The organism is Thiomonas sp. UBA7699, from assembly GCF_002482605.1.
GTDB lineage: Bacteria > Pseudomonadota > Gammaproteobacteria > Burkholderiales > Burkholderiaceae_C > Thiomonas > Thiomonas arsenitoxydans.
Map to the genome: position 1 here is coordinate 1 of NZ_DLGH01000002.1, position 16,463 is coordinate 16,463.

The window sequence follows — 16,463 nt, forward strand, 5'->3', positions numbered from 1 at the left end:
GACAGCATGGACGCGTTTGCCGCACGGCTCAAAAACACCCGGGTACAACGCCCGAAACAAGGCGATGTGATCGATCTCTGACCCCGCTTTACCACGAACTGGAAACTGCCATGCGCTCATCGCTGAACAAGACAGCCGCTTTGCCGCAGCGGGGGCCGAGATCGCCGCATCCGCCCGCAAACTACCGGTCCAGGCTGACATGGAGAACGCCTCATGACCCGGACCGCGGGCAACAATCCCGCTAAACAGATGATGGGGGCGGCCACCGCCAGGTGTAGGGGCGCAGGTAGGAGTACCTTCGGTAAGCCGATACCATCGACCAATTGCTATTCCGCTGGCGCCAGCAGCCCATTCAATCTTTGAGGCAACTTTCTGCGGCCCAAAAAATCTATTTTTTATTTTTCATATGCCTAAACTGATTTTTGATTTCTTCCCCATCATCCTGTTTTTCATCGTATTCAAGGTGGCTGGCATTTACGCCGCCACGGCGGTGACCATCGCCGCGACCTTTGCGCAAATCGGCTGGGTCTGGTTCAAGCACCGCAAGGTCGAGCCGATGCTGTGGATGAGCCTGGCCGTGGTCGTCGTCTTCGGCGGCGCGACGCTGCTGTTCCACAACGACACCTTCATCAAGTGGAAGCCCACCGTGCTGTACTGGCTGTTTGCCCTCATCCTCGCCGGGGCGCAACTGTTTCAGGGCAAGAATCTGATGCGCGCCCTCATGGGCAAGCAGATGCAACTCCCCGATCCGATCTGGAACCGCGTCAACTGGTCGTGGGTGGCTTTTTTCGCGCTGATGGGCGTGCTCAACATCGTGATCGCCTACAACTTCTCCACCAACCTATGGGTGGACTTCAAGCTGTTCGGCAGCCTAGCGCTGACGCTGGTGTTCGTGCTCGGGCAGTCGCTGCTGCTGGCCAAGCATATGAAGCTGGACGAGAACGCTTGATGTCCGGGCCGATTTCCCGCCGAGATCGCATCGAGACCCTGTTGCAGCAGGCGCTCAAGCCCGAAACGCTGCAGGTCACCGACGACTCCGCCGCTCACGCAGGGCATGGCGGATTCGATGCGATGGGCAGTCATTTCCGCGTGCGCATCGTCAGCGCGCGGTTCGCTGGCGCCTCGCGTCTCGCGCGGCACCGCCTCGTGTATGATGCCTTGGCTTCGATGATGCACCATGAGATTCATGCGCTGGTGCTCGATTGCCAGGCCCCCGGAGACCCTCCCGAGGTCAGCGCACACTGAAAACTTGACCGTGCGCCCTGGTCGTTTGTTCCCTCCCCTTCTGGATGACTTCATGTTGAAACTCTCCCGCATTCTGGCCGTTGCCGCATTGAGCTGCGCGTTTGCCGCCCCCGTCTGGGCACAGAACATCGCCACTGTGAATGGCAAGCCCATTCCGCAGTCCCTGGCCGACTCCGTCGCCAACAGCATGGCCAAGCAGCAGGGTCAGGCCGTCACGCCCCAACTCAAAGAGATGGTGAAAAACGAGCTGATCAGCCGTGAAGTGATGGTGCAGGAAGCCGACAAGCTCGGCCTGGACAAAGAAACCGCAGTGCAAGACGAGATTCGCATCGCGCGTCAGAACATCCTCATCCGCGCGCTGTTCAACGCCTATCTGCAAAAGCATCCCATCACCGATGCCCAGATCAAGGCCGAATACGACAAATTCGTCAAGAGCTTCGGCTCCACCGAATACAAGGCGCAGCACATCCTGGTGCCGAGCGAAAAAGAAGCTCAGGACATCATCGCCCAGCTGAAAAAGGGCGCCAAGTTCTCCGAGCTGGCGAAGAAATACTCCAAGGACACCGGCAGCGCAGCCAATGGCGGCGATCTGGGTTGGTCCACCCCCAACAACTATGTGCCGCCGTTCGCCAAGGCGCTTGAAGCCCTTAAGCCCGGCCAGTACACCCAGACGCCGGTGCAGAGCCAGTTCGGCTGGCATGTGATCAAGCTCGACGCCACCCGCCCGGCCAAGGCCCCGACGCTCGATCAACTCAAGCCGCAAATCCAGGCCGAACTGCAGCGCCAGGAAGTCACCAAGTATCAGGACGAACTGCGCGCCAAAGCCAAGATTACCGAGTGATCCGGCTTCGTCCCTGCAACAAAACGCCCGCATCTGCGGGCGTTTTTCATGGCTTGATCAGTTCATGCCTCAAGTCTCTGGAAACAACAGTTTGTGAACGGTGCTGTTGTCGATGGGCTCGTCGAACAGATCGCGCGCGAGCAACTGACTGCCGAGTAGCTGCGGGGCGAACAGCACGTCGGGTTGAACCCGCCGGATTTTGTTGACGTGCCGCACGTCGTTGACCCCGGCGATGGTCTTCACGCCCGGGGCCAATTCCTTCACCGCGAGCACGGCGAAGGCGTTTTCGGCATCGTCGTCGCGCAGGGTGAGCACGGCCTTGGCCTTGGGCACACCGGCGAGTTCGAGCGTTTCGCTGCGCGTGGCGTCGGCGGTGATGACGTCGGCGCTTTCGGGAAACGGCGAGGGGTGGCCGCTGGGAGCGATGATGGTGACCGGCACGCCCCGGCTGCTCAGCTCCTTCCACATGGCATAAGCCAGGCTCGACGCGCCGATGATGACGTAATGGTTCTTGCGCTGTTCGCGTTGCATTTTTCCCTCCAGAGTCCGTTTGAGACTGCCCCCGATCAGCGGCCCGATCACGACCGACAGCGTGGTGGCAAACACCGAAATGCCCAGCACGATCATGGACACGGTAAACATGCGCGCCTGCAAAGTGCGCGGCACGATGTCGCCATAGCCGACCGTGGACATGGTCTCGATGGTGTAATAAAACGCCGTGGGCAGGCTGTGAATCGGCGGCGTGTATCCCGCGCCGAACCACAGGCTGCCCAGCGTGCCGTAGATCAGCAGGCTGCCTACACCCAGCAGGGCAAACAGTGAGCTGGCGGCCAGGCTGCTGCGGGCAAAGCGGCTGGTGTAAAGCAGCAGCGCCAGCAGCAACAGGCCCGAGAGCGCAACGGTGGCGTTGATCCCTCCATGAGCGGCCCACAATGCCAGCCCGGCTGACAGGGCGCTGAGCAGCACCCCGAGCACCCAGGCCACCCGCGCCCGCAGCAGCAAGCCCGGCACCATGAGAATGAGCCCGATGCCGATGATCACATGCGGAAACGCGGCCAGATCGGCCAAACCGGAGATGCCGTCGGCGCCCTGCGCCAGGATGTCGAGCACGGCTTGGCGCATCTGCACGAATTGCGGGCTGATCTGCGCCACGCCTGTTGCCAGCGCCAGAAAGGCGATCAGCCACTGTGGTCCGTTTTGCCCCAGCTTGCTCAGCAACAGCCGCGTTGCCGTGCTCACCCTGGCCTTGAGCACACGCCAGCGGCTGGCCTTGGGCAGTGGGGGTTTGGGGGTGTCCGGGGGCGAGATCGTTGTTGCCATGGCGTAAGTATCGGCGATCCGCAGCCGCAGCCCTGAATCGAGCGCTACAGGGCCACCCAGGCGCGGAGTCCGTTGGCGTCGCGCAACTGCGTCCAGCGGCAGTCGTACAGATGATGCAGCCGCTCGGCTTGCAGAGCAGCCTCGCAGGTGTCGAAGAACCAGCCTTGCGCCTGCTGCTGCAAGCCGAGGCCCAGCACATGGGTGGCACAACGCGCGACCCAGTTCACGTCGTGCGCACAAAACACCACCACGCGGTCGCTCAGGTTGGACAGCACCGCACCCACGAGGGACTGATGCCCAGGATCTTGAAACGCCACCGGCTCGTCGAGCAGCAGCAGGGTTGCGCCTTGTACCAGCGCCTGCGCCAGGCTCACCCTTTGTCGCTCACCGGCGGACAGGTCGAGCACCGGGCGATCTCGCAGCGCCCAGGCATCCACCCGGCGCAGTGCCTCATGGGCGGAGGGCCCGTCAGGTTCAGGCTGCGAGAGTTCGAGCAGGGCGAGCGCCGACAGGTTGAAGCGGTCGCGCGGCTGGGCTGGCATGAGGGTGCGCAGCGCTGCCAGACGCTCCGGGCCCAGTTCAGACAAGGGCTGCCCAGCCAGCCGAACCGCGGCGCGCTCGCCATGCAAAGAAAGTAGCCCGGCCAGTTGACGCAGCAAGGTGGACTTGCCCGCGCCATTGCGACCAATCAGCCCCAGCCGCTGCCCCGGCTGCAGGCGAAACGACAGATTGCGGGCCAAGGCCGGCTGATGCGCTGCGGCCACGACATCGAGCGCATCGACCTGCAGCCAGGCGTCCGACTTCATCGCGCCCGCCGCAGCATGAGAATGAACACCGGCGCGCCAACGAGTGCTGTGACCGCACCGACCGGCAGCTCATAGGGCATGACGACCCCGCGAGCCAGCGTGTCGGCGGCCACGACCAGAGCCGCCCCGGCCAGGGGGGCGGCCCAGGCCTGATCGCGCATGCGCTGCAGACCGACCAGCCGCAAGGCCTGCGGCACGACCAGCCCGACAAATCCCACCGCTCCGGCCACCGCCACCGAAGCGCCTGTGGCCAAAGCGGCCAAGAGTACGAGTTCCAACCGCGCCCGCGTCACCGGCTCGCCGAGCAGCCACGCGGCCTCGCTGCCGAGCAATAGCCGGTCATAGCGGCGCTGACGCCACAGCAGCCACACGGCGCCCAACACAGCCAGCCCGCACAGCCACAGGCCATGCGTGGCCCCCGAAAGATTGCCCACCAGCCAGAACATCGCCCCGCGCAATTGCTGATCGGGCACCAGGGTCAGCAGCAGGGTGGACAGCGCCCCGGCCATTGCGGCCAGCATGGCGCCAATCAGAATGAGCTGGGCCGAGGCTTCGTCGTCGCGGCTCGCCATGATGCGCCGCCCCATGAGCAGCAGCGCAAGCAGCGCCGCGCCCGCCCCGATCACGCTGCCCAGCCACAAGGCCGCGCCCAGCAGCAGCGCCACGATGGCGCCCAAGCCGGCGCCGCCGGATGCCCCGAGCACATAAGGATCGGCCAGCGGATTGCGCAGCAGAATCTGCATGGCCAGCCCCGCCTGCGCCAGCAACGCGCCCACCCCCATGCCGGCCAGCACCCGCGGCAGGCGTAACTGCCAGACGATGTCCGCATTCCAGCCACCCTCCCCCACCGACAGCGCCACCGCGACGACCGCGGCGAGCAGCAGCGGTAAGACCCAACGCCACAGCGACGAACTGCGTGCACCGGGGCTTACTGAGCGTTCAAAGCGCATGGCGGATTTGTTCACGCCCTCTCAGAACGCGGGCCGCCAGGTCAGACCGACGAACACGCCCAGCGGTTCGCGGTTGTAGCCGTAAACCGTCTGATACTTCTTGTTGAACAGGTTCTGCACCCGCGCATTCCAGCTCCAGTCTTTCGACACCGCGCCGCTGGCGGTGAGGTCGACCGTGGTGTAGCTCCCTAGCGTGACCCGGCCGGCCGAACCATTATCCCAACGGGGACCGCTGTAATGCACCGCAGCGCCATAAAGCACTGAGGCGAACTCGTGGTTGACCGAGACATTGGCCAGACTGCGGGCGCGGCGCTGCAGCGTCGGGTCGCCAGGCAGACTGGTATTCACGGGCTGTTGCAGCGTGAAGTTGGCGTCATACGCCCAGCCCTTCCACGCGCCGCGCCCGGTCAACTCCAACCCCCGCGTGCGGCTGCTGGCGATGTTCTGGAAGGTGCTGGTCGTGAAGTCATACTGCCACTGGTCGGTCGCCTTGGTCTGGAACAGCGTGGCCCGCAGCACGTTCGCCCCTTGCGACCACTGCAAACCGGCCTCGACAGAGTGCGCCTTCTCCGCCTTCAGATTGGCGTTACCGTAGTAAGGCGCGTACAGATAGCCCAGCGGCGCCGCATTGAAGGCGGTGGAGTAGCTGGCAATCGCTTTGAAACCGCTGCCCAGTTCTCGTCCGTAGCCGAAATAGCCGGTGTTCTGGCCCGAGTAGCCGTCAATCGCGTCATGGCGCAGATTCAATTGAAACTCGTTGCCGTTGACGCTGCCGTCCAGTCCGACGAAGGCCGCCTTGGCATGGCGATCCTTGGAGGGAATCGAACCGGTGATCGAACTGATGCCCTGGCTCTGCCATTCCAGCCCACCCGTGGCCGTCCAGCCGCTGCCGAGTTGCACCACATTGCGCCACAGCAGTTGCTGAACCCGGGTGCGATAAGTACCGCTGTAGGGGTAGGCGCTGAAGTTCTCGGTCGTGTTGGTGGTGCTCTGCTGCGAGACGCTCAGATGAGACTTCCAAGCGGCGGTCAATTGGTTGTCGCTGAACAGCTGATACAGATCCTGCGAGGTGCTGCTCAGATTGGTATCGGTCGGACTGGCGTAGGCGCCATAGCTGTCGTAGCTGGCGCGGCCCTTGCTGCTGAATGCACGCAGGCCCAGCGACTGCCCCGGCGCCAGGGTCTGCACGATCGAGCCGTTCATCGTCGTGTTGCCGTAGCCGTTGTTGTTCGGGTTGGCATTGCTGAGCTGGGCGGGGTTGATTGCACTGACGCCCTGCGTCGTATAACGGCTGACCCCGGCCTGCAAGGCCGTGTTGCCGACCTGCCCGCTGGCGTTGGCCGACACGGTGGCCGTATTGCGGCTGCCTGCAGTGACCGAGATCGAGGCCTGCGGCTTTTTGCTGCCCGCGCGTGTGGTGATCAGCACCACTCCGCCGATCGCGCCCGAGCCGTAGATGGCCGACACATTGCCGCGGATGATCTCGATGCGCTGAATCTGATCGGTGGTGAAGTTGTTGAGATACGCGACGCCCGTGGCGTCTTGTGCGTTCATGGGCACGCCGTCGAGCAGCACCAGCACATCCGGCCCGCCAAAACCGCGCACATACACATTGCCCGACTGCCCAGGGCCACCGTTGCTCGTCACCTGCACGCCAGCCACCTGCTGCAGCAAGGTCGTGAGGTTTTGCGCACCGCTTTGCTCGATCTGCTCGCGGGTGATCACGCTGACGCCCGGCAAGGCATCGGCCAGCGGCTGCGGGTAGCCCGTGGCCGACACCACCACCGGCGGCAGCGCGGTGGCGTCGGCCGGAGCGGTCTGCGCCTGCGCGTTCAGCCCGACCAGACTGATGGCCGCGGCCAGCGCGGTGCGAAAGAAAATCGGTTGAGATGAGTGGACCACGCGAGGCCCAGACGAGGCTGGAGCAACGCCGTTTGAAGGGAACTGCTGAGACATGACTGAATTTCCGGATGAATGAGCGCTGCCGTGTTCCCCCGCACGGCTGGCGCGGCTGAAGTGCGCCGCGGCAGGGCCCAGAGCGCATCTCAACCTTCGCAGGCGCTGCGCTGCGCGCACCCGGCTGGCCTTGATGCGCCCCTTCGCCCCGAAGCTGCGCGTCTTCTCGTCGTTGGCCGGTATCCGGGCTGGCGACGCGATCCGAACCTCCTTCCCAAATCCGAAAATTCAGTGGAGAGCTTGTCCGAACGGAAGGCTTGCGCCTTCGGTCGCTGACCGTTGCGGGGGCAGCACAGGCCGGAGCATCTGCCGGGGGCATGGCTCTTCCTGTTTCCCGTTTAACTGCGCAGCGTGAATCACCGCGCGAGCACCAACGACCGTCATGTTAGCCGGGCGACAGCGTTGTTTTGCCGACTCTCGGGTGGCCGACTTTAGAATGCCTCGCATGGACGAACGACAGCCCTCCCCCGCCATCGCTCAGTTGCAATCGCGCGTTGAGCGGCTGCTGCTGCGTCACAACGAGTTGCTGCGCACCAACGCCTTGCTGGCCGAGCGGGTGCAATCGCTCGAAGCCGAGCGCGACCAGATGCGTCAGCGCCTGCACGACGCCACCCAGCGCATCGACCGATTGCTGGCACGGCTGGATCAGACCCCTTCCATTTCGGGCGAGCCCGACCCACACGCATGAGCACGACCACGCTGGATGTGAACATCATGGGCCAGATCTACACCCTGGCCTGCCCCGCCGACGAGCAAGCCGCGCTGCTGGCCGCCGTGCGCGAAGTGGACACCGAGATGTGCGCCATTCGCGATATGGGCAAGGTGCGCGCCCGCGAGCGGATCGCCGTGCTTGCCGCGCTCAATCTGGCGCACAGCCTGATCGAGTCGCGCAATGCGAACAAGGCCGCGGGTGCATCGACGCAGGCGTCGCTGGCGTTTGAAGAAGATGCGCAGGCCGTGGCCCAACTCACCCGTCAGCTCGACGAAGCCCTGGGCGCCGAGGGCAAATTGCTCTGATTCTTCCCCGGCCACGATTCATCGCCCTACAATCGGGGTCGTCTGTCGGGTTTGGTTGGGTCGGAATTTCCTGAACCGATAAATTTGTGCCTCGGGCTTGGAAATTCTGTGTGTGCGCGTGACGTCTCGCGCAGACGTCCCCAAAGCGCAGTGACCTTGCCCACCTGTCCCAGTAGGGTTCAGGGATCAACGCTCAACCAGGTTCCGGCAGACACCTCCCCCGCATGACCTCCCCTTTGCTTCGCCCTGCCCTTTGCGTTCTCGACACCCAGGTGCTGCTCGACTGGGCGCTGTTCGACGACCCGCGCGTGCGTCCTTGGGCCGAGGCCATACAGCGCGGCCGCGTGCGCTGGATTTACTGTGCCGCCATGCAGGTCGAGGCCTTGCGCGTGGTGCACTATCCGGCGCTGGCCAGGCGGTTCGAGCCCCAGGCATCAGCCCTCAAGTTGACCGATTGTTTTGCGCGTTGGGGGCAGTGCTGCGCCACACCGCCAGCGCAGCACTGCTTGGTGTGTGCCGATCCTGACGACCAAGTGTTTCTCGACCTCGCCTTGGCGCAGCATGCAGCAAACCTGTTGAGCCGCGACCGCGCTGTGCTGCAATTGGCGCGGCGCGCCAGGCCGCTCGGCCTGCAGATCGGCCCGCCCGAGAGCGCGTCGGCGCCAGGCTGAAACCGATGTCAAGAAGCCGACTGCCCCAGCGCCAGCAGACGGTTTTTGCGCCGCAGCGACCACCAGATCATGCCGCTGCCCAGAATGATCAGCGGGATCGACAGCAACTGCCCCATGGTGAGGTGAAACCAGAGATAGCCGAGAAACGCATCGGGCTGGCGGAAAAATTCATCGGTGAAACGCGCCAGCCCATAGCCGAGCGCGAAGCACCCGGCAATGAAACCGCGCGGCCGCTCTTTGCGCGACAGCCACCACAGCACCACGAACAACACAATGCCTTCGAGGAACATTTCGTAGAGCTCGGAGGGAAAGCGCGGCACCATGCTGCCGGACTTGGGGTAGATCATCGCGCCGGGCCACCAAGCGGGCGCTGGCCGTCCCCACAACTCGCCGTTGATGAAGTTGCCGATGCGCCCGAACGCCAGGCCGGGCGGAATGAGCGGAGCGACAAAGTCCATGATCTGCAGCCACGAGTAGCGCCGGGTGCGCGCAAACCAGTAAGCCGCCACCATCACGCCGAGCAGCCCGCCGTGGAAGGACATGCCGCCGTCCCACACCGCGACGATCTGCGCCGGATGAGAGAAGTAATAGTCCGGCTGATAGAACAGCACGTAGCCGGTGCGCCCCCCCAGAATCACGCCCAACACACCGGCAAACAGCAAGTCTTCGATATCGCGCGAGGTCCAGCCCTGGCGCGCATAAGGCTGGTCTTTGAGGCGCTTTTGCGCCAGCAGCCAAAAAGTGATGAAGCCCAGCAGGTACATGATGCCGTACCAATGCACCTTGATCGGGCCAAGTTGCAGGGCGATAGGATTGAAGTCGGGGTGGATCAGCATGGGCGTGAAGTGTACGGGCTTGCCTTGAGCAATCCTTTCAAGCGGCGCGCGGGCAAGCCAATATTTACCTTTGGATACTACTGCGCCGCTTCCATGACGGTGCACGCCGCCGCTTGCCGCACGACAATGACGTTATTGTCGACCCGCTCCCACTGCCTGCCATGCCCCAGAAACTGCGTTCCGAAAACATCACCGTGGGCGCATCGCGCGCGCCCAATCGCTCCATGTTCTATGCCATGGGCTACAAGAAGTCGGACTTCAGCAATCCGATGATCGGCATTGCCAACGCGCACTCCACCATCACCCCTTGCAACTCCGGCCTGCAGCGCCTGGCCGACGCCGCCATCGAGGGCGTGCGCGCCGCTGGCGGCAATCCGCAGATGTTCGGCACGCCGACCATTGCCGACGGCATGTCCATGGGCACCGAGGGCATGAAGTACTCGCTGGTGTCGCGCGAAGTCATTGCCGACTGCGTCGAGACCTGCGTGCAGGGCCAGTGGATGGACGGAGTGGTTACCGTGGGCGGCTGCGACAAAAACATGCCTGGCGCCATGATCGGCATGCTGCGCTGCAATGTGCCGGGCATCTTCGTCTATGGCGGCACCATTCTGCCGGGCCATTACAAGGGCAAGGATCTGAACATCGTCTCGGTCTTCGAGGCCGTGGGCGAACACGCCGCCGGGCGTATGAGCGATGCCGATTTCGACGCCATCGAGCAATGCTCTGTGCCCACCAGCGGCTCCTGCGGCGGCATGTACACCGCCAACACCATGTCCAGCGCCATCGAGGCCATGGGCATGTCGCTGCCTTACTCGTCCACCATGGCGAATGTGCATCAGGAAAAAGTGCAGTCCGCGCGCGATTCCGGCCAGGCGCTGCTCGCCGCGGTGCGCGCCGGGCTGAAGCCGCGCGACATCGTCACCTGCAAGGCGCTGGAAAACGCTGCTGCCGTGGTCATGGCCACGGGCGGCTCGACCAACGCGGTGCTGCATCTGCTGGCTATTGCGCATGCCGCCGAAGTGCCGTTTGCCATTGAAGACTTCGAGGCGATTCGCAAGCGCACCCCAGTGCTCTGCGACATGAAGCCCTCGGGCCGATATGTCGCCACCGATCTGCACCGCGCTGGCGGCATTCCGCAAGTGATGAAAATTCTGCTCGAAGCCGGTGTGCTGCATGGCGACTGCATCACCATCAACGGCAAGACCGTGGCCGAGAATCTCAAGGACGTTCCCGCCCAGCCCAGCGCGGAGCAAGACGTGATTCGCCCCATCGACAAGCCGATGTACGCCCACGGCCACCTGGCCATTCTCAAGGGCAATCTGGCCGAAGACGGCTGCGTGGCCAAGATCACCGGGCTGAAAAAGCCCAGCATAACCGGCCCCGCGCGCGTGTTCGACGACGAGCAAAGCGCGCTCGAAGCCATTCTGACCGGCAAGATCAAGGCGGGCGACATCATGGTGCTGCGCTACCTCGGGCCCAAGGGCGGCCCCGGCATGCCCGAGATGCTCGCGCCCACGTCGGCGCTGGTGGGCGCGGGGTTGGGTGAGTCGGTTGGGCTTATCACCGACGGCCGGTTCTCCGGCGGCACCTGGGGCATGGTCGTCGGCCACGTCGCGCCCGAAGCCATGGTAGGCGGCTCCATCGCCCTGGTGCAGGAAGGTGACCGCATCACCATCGACGCGCCTTCCCTGAGCCTGACCCTGCACGTCAGCGATGAAGAACTCGCCCGACGCCGCGCCGCCTGGACGCCGCCCGCCAGACGCTACACCCGCGGCGTGATGGCCAAGTTCGCGGCGCTGGTCGGCAGTTCGCATCGCGGCGCGGTGCTCGATGCCGATCTGGGCTGACGCAGCCGGGGCGCGCTCGGCTCAACCCGAGCCGCCCTGCCCAGCGCGCCAGGCATGGCCGAGCAAATACAGGCCAAAGCTCAGCGAGGCAATCCAGGTGCTGGCTGGATAACCGATGTAATACGCCGCAGCCAGCCCGCCCCAGGTCACCGCCAGCCCGAGCGCCATCGACAAACCGACACCGCCCGCGATGCTGCGGCTCACAGTCTGCGCCGTGGCCGCGGGGCCGATGAGCAAAGCGAAAATCAGCAAGGCTCCGATCACTGGCACGGCAATCGCCACCGTGGCCGCCACCAGCAAGATGAACAGCAGGTCGAGCAGCCGGGTATTCACCCCCCGCGCCTGAGCGCCTTCGGGGTTGAAACTGGCGAAGCACAGCGGGCGATACAGCACGGCCAGCCCCGCCAGACCGGCCACACACACCAGCAACGACAAACCCGCCTGCGCCGCTGTGATACCCACAATGCTGCCGAACAGAATGCTCATCGCCGACTGCGCGTTGGCGGTGTAGAGATTGAGAAACAGCACGCCCAGCCCCAGGGCGAACATGAGCACCATGCCGATGCCGATATCGCGCTGGCGGATGCGCCCGCCCGTCAGCGCCAGGGCAACGCCGCTGGTCAGCGTAAAAGCAAAAAGGCCGAGATAAGGACTCAGGCCCAGCAGAATGGCCCCCGCCGCGCCGGTGAAGCCGACATGCGACAGCGCATGCGCGGCAAACGCCTGCCGCCGCAGAGTGATGAAATAGCCCACGGCAGCGCTCAACACCGCAATCGCGCTGCCCGCCAGCAGTGCATGCCGCATGAAGCCATATTCCAGACCGAGGATCATGCGCCCGCTCCTTCGCCTGCATGACCGTGATCGTGCCCGCAATGTGCGGCCTCTTCGGGCATGAAGCCACCGGCGGGATGAATGAACAGATAGCCGCCTTCGCGCGCCACGGCCATCGGCAGGCCATACAGCGCCGACAGCGCCGGTGCGTTGACCACCTCATCCACCGTGCCCAGCCGCCCCCGGCCGCCCGCGAGGTAGAGCACCTGATCCATGTGCGGCAGCAGCGGATTGATGTCGTGCGCGGTCATCAACACCGTCATGCCCTGCTCGGTACACAACCGGCGCGCCGTTTGCAAAATGCGCTGCTGCGCCTGGGGGTCAAGGTTGGAGAGCGGTTCATCCAGCAGCAACATGCGCACCGGGTTGACCAGCGCCTGGGCGATGCGTGCCCGCTGGCGCTGCCCGCCGGAGAGCGCGTCCATGCCGCGTTCGGCGAGCGGCTCCATTTCCATCGCCTTCAGCGCCGCATCGACGGCCTGCGCACGCTGCTGCGCACCTCCGAGCCCCAGCCCCCAGCGTTCGCCCTGCCAGGCCGTGGCGACAAAGCTGCGCACCCGCAGAAAACTGTCGGCGCCAACCGGGTCGCGCTGCGAGACATAGCCGATGTGAGCCCGCTCGGACACGCCTTCCTGCCCCAGCAAACGCAAGCGGCCCGACTCCAGCGGCTGCAAGCCCAGCAAGGCGCGCAGCAAGGTGGTTTTGCCCGCACCGTTGGCGCCGAACACGCCGACAAACTGCCCGGGGCGGATGTGCAGATCCAGCCCTTCGAGCACGGTGCGCCCCCCGAGTGCGCAGCGCAGGCCCTGTGCTTGCACCGCCCACTCGGTCGGAAGGTTCATCGCGGAGGGTTGAGCCGACACGGTCAGTGCGATTTGCCCAGCGCCCGCTCGATCGCGGCGAGGGTTTGCAGTTGCCACTGCACATAGCCAGTCTTGGGCGGCACGAATTCATCCACCCCCACCACGGGCACCCCGGAATCCAGCGCGACCCTGCGCAGGCGATCCGTCAGCGGATCGGTCACCTGGCGGTTGTAGAACAGCAGCGCCACTTTGTGCTGACGCAGATGGTCTTCGTAGCGCGCCACTTCGGCGGGAGAGGGCTCGGTGTCGTTCATCACGTCGAATTGAAATTTCTCGCCCAGACTGGTCCAGCCCAGTTGCCGCAGCAGATAGCCGACAACCGGCTCGGTGGCCGTGACTTTGAGCTGCGGATATTGCTTTTTCAGCGCGGCCTGCGCCTCGTTCAGCCGACTCAGCTGCGCCTTGAAACCCTGCAGATTCGCGGCAAAAACTTGGCGATGCGCCGGATCGGCTCGCTGCAGCAGTTGCGTGAGTTTTTCCGCCACCTTGAGCGCAATCAGCGGATCGTAGAACACATGCGGATTGCGATCGGCCATGATCAGCGCGGGGTCGAGTTCGGCGGCCACGATCACCTGCCGCTGCGGGGCGGGATTGGCGGCCAGCATTTTGCTCATCCACTCGTCGTAGCCGATGCCGTTGAGGATGACGATCTGCGCCTTCGCCACCTTGCGCGCCACGGCTGGCGTCGCCTCGAAGCTGTGCGGATCGACGTTCGGATTGCTGATGATGCTGTCCACCTTCACCTCATCGCCGCCGATGGCCTGCGCAATGACGCCATAGGTACTTTCTGCCGCCACGATGGAAATCGGCGCCGCCTGCGCCCCGCTGGCGAACAGCAGCGAGAGCGGCGACAAAAGAGCGAGGTAAAGCAGGAAGGATCGGGCTGTCATGAGAAATCTCTGAGGACAAAACAGGAGTTACTTTATAACATCTCAAATAAAGCGAATGTATCCAGATGCAAGTTTCCCGCTGGTGCGTCGCAGGCAGAATAGGACGTTTGAAAAAGCGACGACCATGAAAATTGCCACCTGGAATGTGAACTCCCTCTCCGTGCGCCTGCCGCAGGTGCTCGACTGGCTGCAGGCCCAGTCGCCCGACGTGCTGGCGCTGCAGGAAACCAAGCTGACCGACGATCGGTTTCCGCATGCCGAGCTGCTGGATGCGGGTTATCACAGCGTGTGCCTAGGGCAGCCGACCTACAACGGCGTAGCACTACTCAGTCGCCACGAGGCGAAGGAGGTGCAGCGCGGCATTCCCGGCTTCGAGGATGCGCAGGCGCGCGTCATTGCCGCGACGTTTGGCGATCTGCGGGTGATCGACGCCTATTTTCCCAATGGGCAAGCGCCGGATAGCGACAAGTTCGCCTACAAAATGCGCTGGCTCGACGCGCTGCAGGCATGGGTCGCTGCGGAACTGCAGCGTTATGCGAAAGTGGCGCTGATGGGCGACTTCAACATTGCACCGGAAGATCGTGATGTGTTCGATCCGGTCGCCTGGGCCGGGCAGATTCACTGCACGCCCGAAGAGCGCGCGCATTTCAAGGCGCTGCTCGGGCTCGGACTGATCGACGCCTTCCGCGCCTTTGACCAGCCTCCCAAGAGCTGGAGCTGGTGGGATTACCGCAATCTGGCCTTCCGCAAAAATCAGGGCCTGCGCATCGACCACATTCTGGTGAGCGAGGGCTTGCGCGGTTCGCTGCAGAGCTGCGTCATCGACAAGGCACCGCGCAAGAACGAGCGCCCCAGCGATCACGCGCCGGTGATTGCCGTCGTGTGACCCAGCTCATTCTTCCATCCCCAGTTCCTGAATTTTTCGGGTGATGGTGTTGCGACCGATGCCGAGTTTTTGCGCCGCTTCGATGCGCCGACCGTGGGTTTGCGCCAGCGCGGCGGCGATCACCGCGCGTTCGAATCGCTGGGTCAGATGGTGCATGACATCAGGCTCGCCCCTGCGGATCAAGCCCTGGGCCACCTGTTCGACGCGGTGCTCCCAGTCCTCGTTCGAAGGCTGAATCGCCGTTGAATCGGGGTTTGAAGCCGCAATAAAAGGGATATCGGCCGACGCTGCTGCCGCCACAGCAGGCATCGGCGCTTGCTCAGAGCGAACTTCCGTTTTTACATCGTCTGGCAGGTCTTTGACCTGAATGGTCTGCGCCGGCGCCATGACGGTCAGCCACTGACACAGGTTCTCCAACTGCCGCACATTGCCGGGAAAGGGGAACTGCTGCAGCACGCGCAGGGCCTCGGCGGAGATGCGCTTGGCCTCGACGCCGAGCTCCTGCGCGCTGCGCTGCAGGAAATGTTTAGTGAGCGGAGCAATGTCTTCGCTGCGCTCGCGCAGGGCCGGAAGGCGCAGGCGAATGACGTTGAGGCGGTGAAACAGATCCTCGCGGAACTGGCCTTGGGCCACACGTTGTTCGAGGTTCTGGTGCGTGGCGGCAATGACCCGCACATGCGACTTGATCGCGCTGTGTCCGCCCACGCGGTAATAGTGCCCATCGGATAGCACGCGCAGCAGACGGGTCTGCAGTTCAAGCGGCATGTCGCCGATTTCGTCGAGGAACAAGGTGCCGCCTTCTGCCTGCTCGAAGCGACCGCGCCGCAGGGTCTGCGCGCCGGTGAAGGCGCCGCGCTCGTGACCGAACAGCTCGCTTTCCAGCAGATCCTTCGGAATGGCCGCGGTGTTGATGGCGACAAACGGCCCGCCCGAGCGCGGGCTGTGCTTGTGCAGAGCGCGGGCGACGAGCTCCTTGCCCGAACCCGACTCTCCCGTGATCAGCACGGTGACCTGCGAATGCGCAAGCCGACCAATGGCGCGGAACACATCCTGCATGGCCGGGGCCTGACCGAGCAGCTCGGGGGCTTCGTTGTGTGCTTCATCGGCCTGCTCTTCGCGCAGGCTTTCATCGACGGCCCGCTGGATCAGTTCGACCGCTTTGTCCACATCGAAGGGCTTGCTCAGATAGTCGAACGCGCCGCCCTGCAGCGAGGCCACCGCGCTATCGAGATCGGAGTAGGCCGTCATGATGATGACGGGCAGGCCTGGATGCGATTGGCGGATTTGTTGCAGCAAGTCGATACCGTTGCCGCCCGGCATGCGGATGTCGCTGATGAGCACTTGCGGGCAGCCTTCGGCAAAGGCGCTGAGCACGTCGCGCGGATTGGAAAAACTGCGCACTTCCATGCCCGACTTCTGCAGCGCCTTTTCCAGCACGAAGCGGATCGAGGCGTCGTCGTCAACCAGCCAGATCGGTTTCATCGCGCGCTCCCTTGCGACGAAA

The 16,463-nt window shown here is 64.1% G+C and carries 18 protein-coding genes and 1 riboswitch; of the genes, 8 read left to right on the top strand and 10 right to left on the bottom strand.

Annotation, left to right across the window (positions count from 1 at the left end; genetic code table 11):
* Positions 1-201, bottom strand: a 201-nt coding sequence (locus B3H47_RS00850) for a hypothetical protein (RefSeq protein ID WP_286985436.1), incomplete at its 3' end; no start/stop codon positions are given.
* 205 nt (positions 202-406) lie between these two features.
* Between B3H47_RS00850 and B3H47_RS00855 the strand changes: the two genes are divergently transcribed.
* Genes B3H47_RS00855 through B3H47_RS00865 form a run of 3 tightly spaced genes read left to right on the top strand, consistent with a single transcriptional unit; the run spans position 407 to position 2,086 of the window.
* Positions 407-949, top strand: coding sequence for a septation protein A (locus B3H47_RS00855; protein ID WP_013123089.1), 543 nt, complete (start codon positions 407-409; stop codon positions 947-949).
* Entirely contained in the window at positions 949-1,245 is a 297-nt protein-coding gene (locus tag B3H47_RS00860) for a BolA family protein (RefSeq protein WP_013123088.1), read from the top strand. Before B3H47_RS00855 ends, B3H47_RS00860 begins: the two co-directional genes overlap by 1 nt.
* Positions 1,246-1,297: 52 nt before the next feature.
* Positions 1,298-2,086: a peptidylprolyl isomerase gene (locus tag B3H47_RS00865; protein WP_013105822.1), complete on the top strand. Its 789-nt coding sequence runs from the start codon at positions 1,298-1,300 to the stop codon at positions 2,084-2,086.
* 69 nt (positions 2,087-2,155) lie between these two features.
* On the opposite strand, the gene B3H47_RS00870 is transcribed toward B3H47_RS00865, so the two are convergent.
* From B3H47_RS00870 to B3H47_RS00885, 4 genes are read right to left on the bottom strand one after another with little or no spacing between them, the layout of a single operon-like run.
* Complete coding sequence (locus B3H47_RS00870) at positions 2,156-3,406, bottom strand: NAD-binding protein (RefSeq protein ID WP_286985437.1); 1,251 nt, start codon at positions 3,404-3,406, stop codon at positions 2,156-2,158.
* A 44-nt stretch (positions 3,407-3,450) separates the two neighbouring features.
* Positions 3,451-4,212 carry an ABC transporter ATP-binding protein gene (locus B3H47_RS00875; RefSeq protein ID WP_276710371.1) on the bottom strand — a complete coding sequence of 254 codons (762 nt, stop codon included), beginning with the start codon at positions 4,210-4,212 and terminating at the stop codon, positions 3,451-3,453.
* Positions 4,209-5,177 carry a FecCD family ABC transporter permease gene (locus B3H47_RS00880; protein WP_276710374.1) on the bottom strand — a complete coding sequence of 323 codons (969 nt, stop codon included), beginning with the start codon at positions 5,175-5,177 and terminating at the stop codon, positions 4,209-4,211. The genes B3H47_RS00875 and B3H47_RS00880 overlap by 4 nt, the downstream gene beginning before the upstream one ends.
* A 6-nt stretch (positions 5,178-5,183) precedes the next feature.
* Positions 5,184-7,118: a TonB-dependent receptor domain-containing protein gene (locus B3H47_RS00885; RefSeq protein WP_286985438.1), complete on the bottom strand. Its 1,935-nt coding sequence runs from the start codon at positions 7,116-7,118 to the stop codon at positions 5,184-5,186.
* Positions 7,119-7,275: 157 nt separating this feature from the next.
* A riboswitch (cobalamin riboswitch) is annotated at positions 7,276-7,508 on the bottom strand.
* A gap of 55 nt (positions 7,509-7,563) precedes the next feature.
* Between B3H47_RS00885 and B3H47_RS00890 the strand changes: the two genes are divergently transcribed.
* The 3 genes from B3H47_RS00890 to B3H47_RS00900 all read left to right on the top strand — a co-directional run bounded on the left by B3H47_RS00890 (position 7,564) and on the right by B3H47_RS00900 (position 8,806).
* Positions 7,564-7,806 carry a hypothetical protein gene (locus B3H47_RS00890; protein ID WP_013105817.1) on the top strand — a complete coding sequence of 81 codons (243 nt, stop codon included), beginning with the start codon at positions 7,564-7,566 and terminating at the stop codon, positions 7,804-7,806.
* On the top strand, positions 7,803-8,135 hold the full coding sequence (locus tag B3H47_RS00895; RefSeq protein ID WP_286985439.1) for a cell division protein ZapA: 333 nt from the start codon (positions 7,803-7,805) through the stop codon (positions 8,133-8,135). The genes B3H47_RS00890 and B3H47_RS00895 overlap by 4 nt, the downstream gene beginning before the upstream one ends.
* Positions 8,136-8,359: 224 nt before the next feature.
* The gene (locus B3H47_RS00900) at positions 8,360-8,806 is read left to right on the top strand and encodes a PIN domain-containing protein (protein ID WP_276710383.1); all 447 of its coding nucleotides are present in this window, start codon (positions 8,360-8,362) and stop codon (positions 8,804-8,806) included.
* A gap of 8 nt (positions 8,807-8,814) precedes the next feature.
* On the opposite strand, the gene lgt is transcribed toward B3H47_RS00900, so the two are convergent.
* On the bottom strand, positions 8,815-9,642 hold the full coding sequence (lgt, locus tag B3H47_RS00905) for a prolipoprotein diacylglyceryl transferase (RefSeq protein ID WP_013105814.1): 828 nt from the start codon (positions 9,640-9,642) through the stop codon (positions 8,815-8,817).
* A gap of 161 nt (positions 9,643-9,803) precedes the next feature.
* On the opposite strand from lgt, the gene ilvD reads away from it, so the two are divergent.
* Complete coding sequence (ilvD, locus tag B3H47_RS00910) at positions 9,804-11,489, top strand: dihydroxy-acid dehydratase (protein WP_286985440.1); 1,686 nt, start codon at positions 9,804-9,806, stop codon at positions 11,487-11,489.
* Positions 11,490-11,510: 21 nt separating this feature from the next.
* Here the strand turns inward: ilvD and B3H47_RS00915 are convergent, their stop codons facing one another.
* The 3 genes from B3H47_RS00915 to B3H47_RS00925 are packed head-to-tail and all read right to left on the bottom strand — an operon-like array spanning position 11,511 to position 14,073.
* Positions 11,511-12,320, bottom strand: a complete 810-nt coding sequence (locus tag B3H47_RS00915; RefSeq protein WP_286985441.1) for a metal ABC transporter permease — start codon at positions 12,318-12,320, stop codon at positions 11,511-11,513.
* Complete coding sequence (locus B3H47_RS00920; protein ID WP_286985442.1) at positions 12,317-13,162, bottom strand: metal ABC transporter ATP-binding protein; 846 nt, start codon at positions 13,160-13,162, stop codon at positions 12,317-12,319. The genes B3H47_RS00915 and B3H47_RS00920 overlap by 4 nt, the downstream gene beginning before the upstream one ends.
* A 23-nt stretch (positions 13,163-13,185) precedes the next feature.
* Positions 13,186-14,073 carry a metal ABC transporter solute-binding protein, Zn/Mn family gene (locus B3H47_RS00925; protein WP_286985443.1) on the bottom strand — a complete coding sequence of 296 codons (888 nt, stop codon included), beginning with the start codon at positions 14,071-14,073 and terminating at the stop codon, positions 13,186-13,188.
* Positions 14,074-14,197: 124 nt separating this feature from the next.
* Here B3H47_RS00925 and xth point away from each other — a divergent pair, with 124 nt between their 5' ends.
* On the top strand, positions 14,198-14,959 hold the full coding sequence (gene xth, locus B3H47_RS00930) for an exodeoxyribonuclease III (protein WP_286985444.1): 762 nt from the start codon (positions 14,198-14,200) through the stop codon (positions 14,957-14,959).
* Positions 14,960-14,965: 6 nt separating this feature from the next.
* Here the strand turns inward: xth and ntrC are convergent, their stop codons facing one another.
* On the bottom strand, positions 14,966-16,441 hold the full coding sequence (ntrC, locus tag B3H47_RS00935) for a nitrogen regulation protein NR(I) (protein ID WP_286985445.1): 1,476 nt from the start codon (positions 16,439-16,441) through the stop codon (positions 14,966-14,968).
* Positions 16,442-16,463 lie beyond the last annotated feature (22 nt).

Excerpts from the sequence above, each read along its gene's own strand:
- B3H47_RS00855 (WP_013123089.1), top strand. The coding sequence starts at position 407 with ATGCCTAAACTGATTTTTGATTTCTTCCCCATCATCCTGTTTTTCATC.
- B3H47_RS00860 (WP_013123088.1), top strand. The coding sequence starts at position 949 with ATGTCCGGGCCGATTTCCCGCCGAGATCGCATCGAGACCCTGTTGCAG.
- B3H47_RS00865 (WP_013105822.1), top strand. The coding sequence starts at position 1,298 with ATGTTGAAACTCTCCCGCATTCTGGCCGTTGCCGCATTGAGCTGCGCG.
- B3H47_RS00870 (WP_286985437.1), bottom strand. The coding sequence starts at position 3,406 with ATGGCAACAACGATCTCGCCCCCGGACACCCCCAAACCCCCACTGCCC.
- B3H47_RS00875 (WP_276710371.1), bottom strand. The coding sequence starts at position 4,212 with ATGAAGTCGGACGCCTGGCTGCAGGTCGATGCGCTCGATGTCGTGGCC.
- B3H47_RS00885 (WP_286985438.1), bottom strand. The coding sequence starts at position 7,118 with ATGTCTCAGCAGTTCCCTTCAAACGGCGTTGCTCCAGCCTCGTCTGGG.
- B3H47_RS00890 (WP_013105817.1), top strand. The coding sequence starts at position 7,564 with ATGGACGAACGACAGCCCTCCCCCGCCATCGCTCAGTTGCAATCGCGC.
- B3H47_RS00895 (WP_286985439.1), top strand. The coding sequence starts at position 7,803 with ATGAGCACGACCACGCTGGATGTGAACATCATGGGCCAGATCTACACC.
- B3H47_RS00900 (WP_276710383.1), top strand. The coding sequence starts at position 8,360 with ATGACCTCCCCTTTGCTTCGCCCTGCCCTTTGCGTTCTCGACACCCAG.
- lgt (WP_013105814.1), bottom strand. The coding sequence starts at position 9,642 with ATGCTGATCCACCCCGACTTCAATCCTATCGCCCTGCAACTTGGCCCG.
- ilvD (WP_286985440.1), top strand. The coding sequence starts at position 9,804 with ATGCCCCAGAAACTGCGTTCCGAAAACATCACCGTGGGCGCATCGCGC.
- B3H47_RS00915 (WP_286985441.1), bottom strand. The coding sequence starts at position 12,320 with ATGATCCTCGGTCTGGAATATGGCTTCATGCGGCATGCACTGCTGGCG.
- B3H47_RS00920 (WP_286985442.1), bottom strand. The coding sequence starts at position 13,162 with ATGAACCTTCCGACCGAGTGGGCGGTGCAAGCACAGGGCCTGCGCTGC.
- B3H47_RS00925 (WP_286985443.1), bottom strand. The coding sequence starts at position 14,073 with ATGACAGCCCGATCCTTCCTGCTTTACCTCGCTCTTTTGTCGCCGCTC.
- xth (WP_286985444.1), top strand. The coding sequence starts at position 14,198 with ATGAAAATTGCCACCTGGAATGTGAACTCCCTCTCCGTGCGCCTGCCG.
- ntrC (WP_286985445.1), bottom strand. The coding sequence starts at position 16,441 with ATGAAACCGATCTGGCTGGTTGACGACGACGCCTCGATCCGCTTCGTG.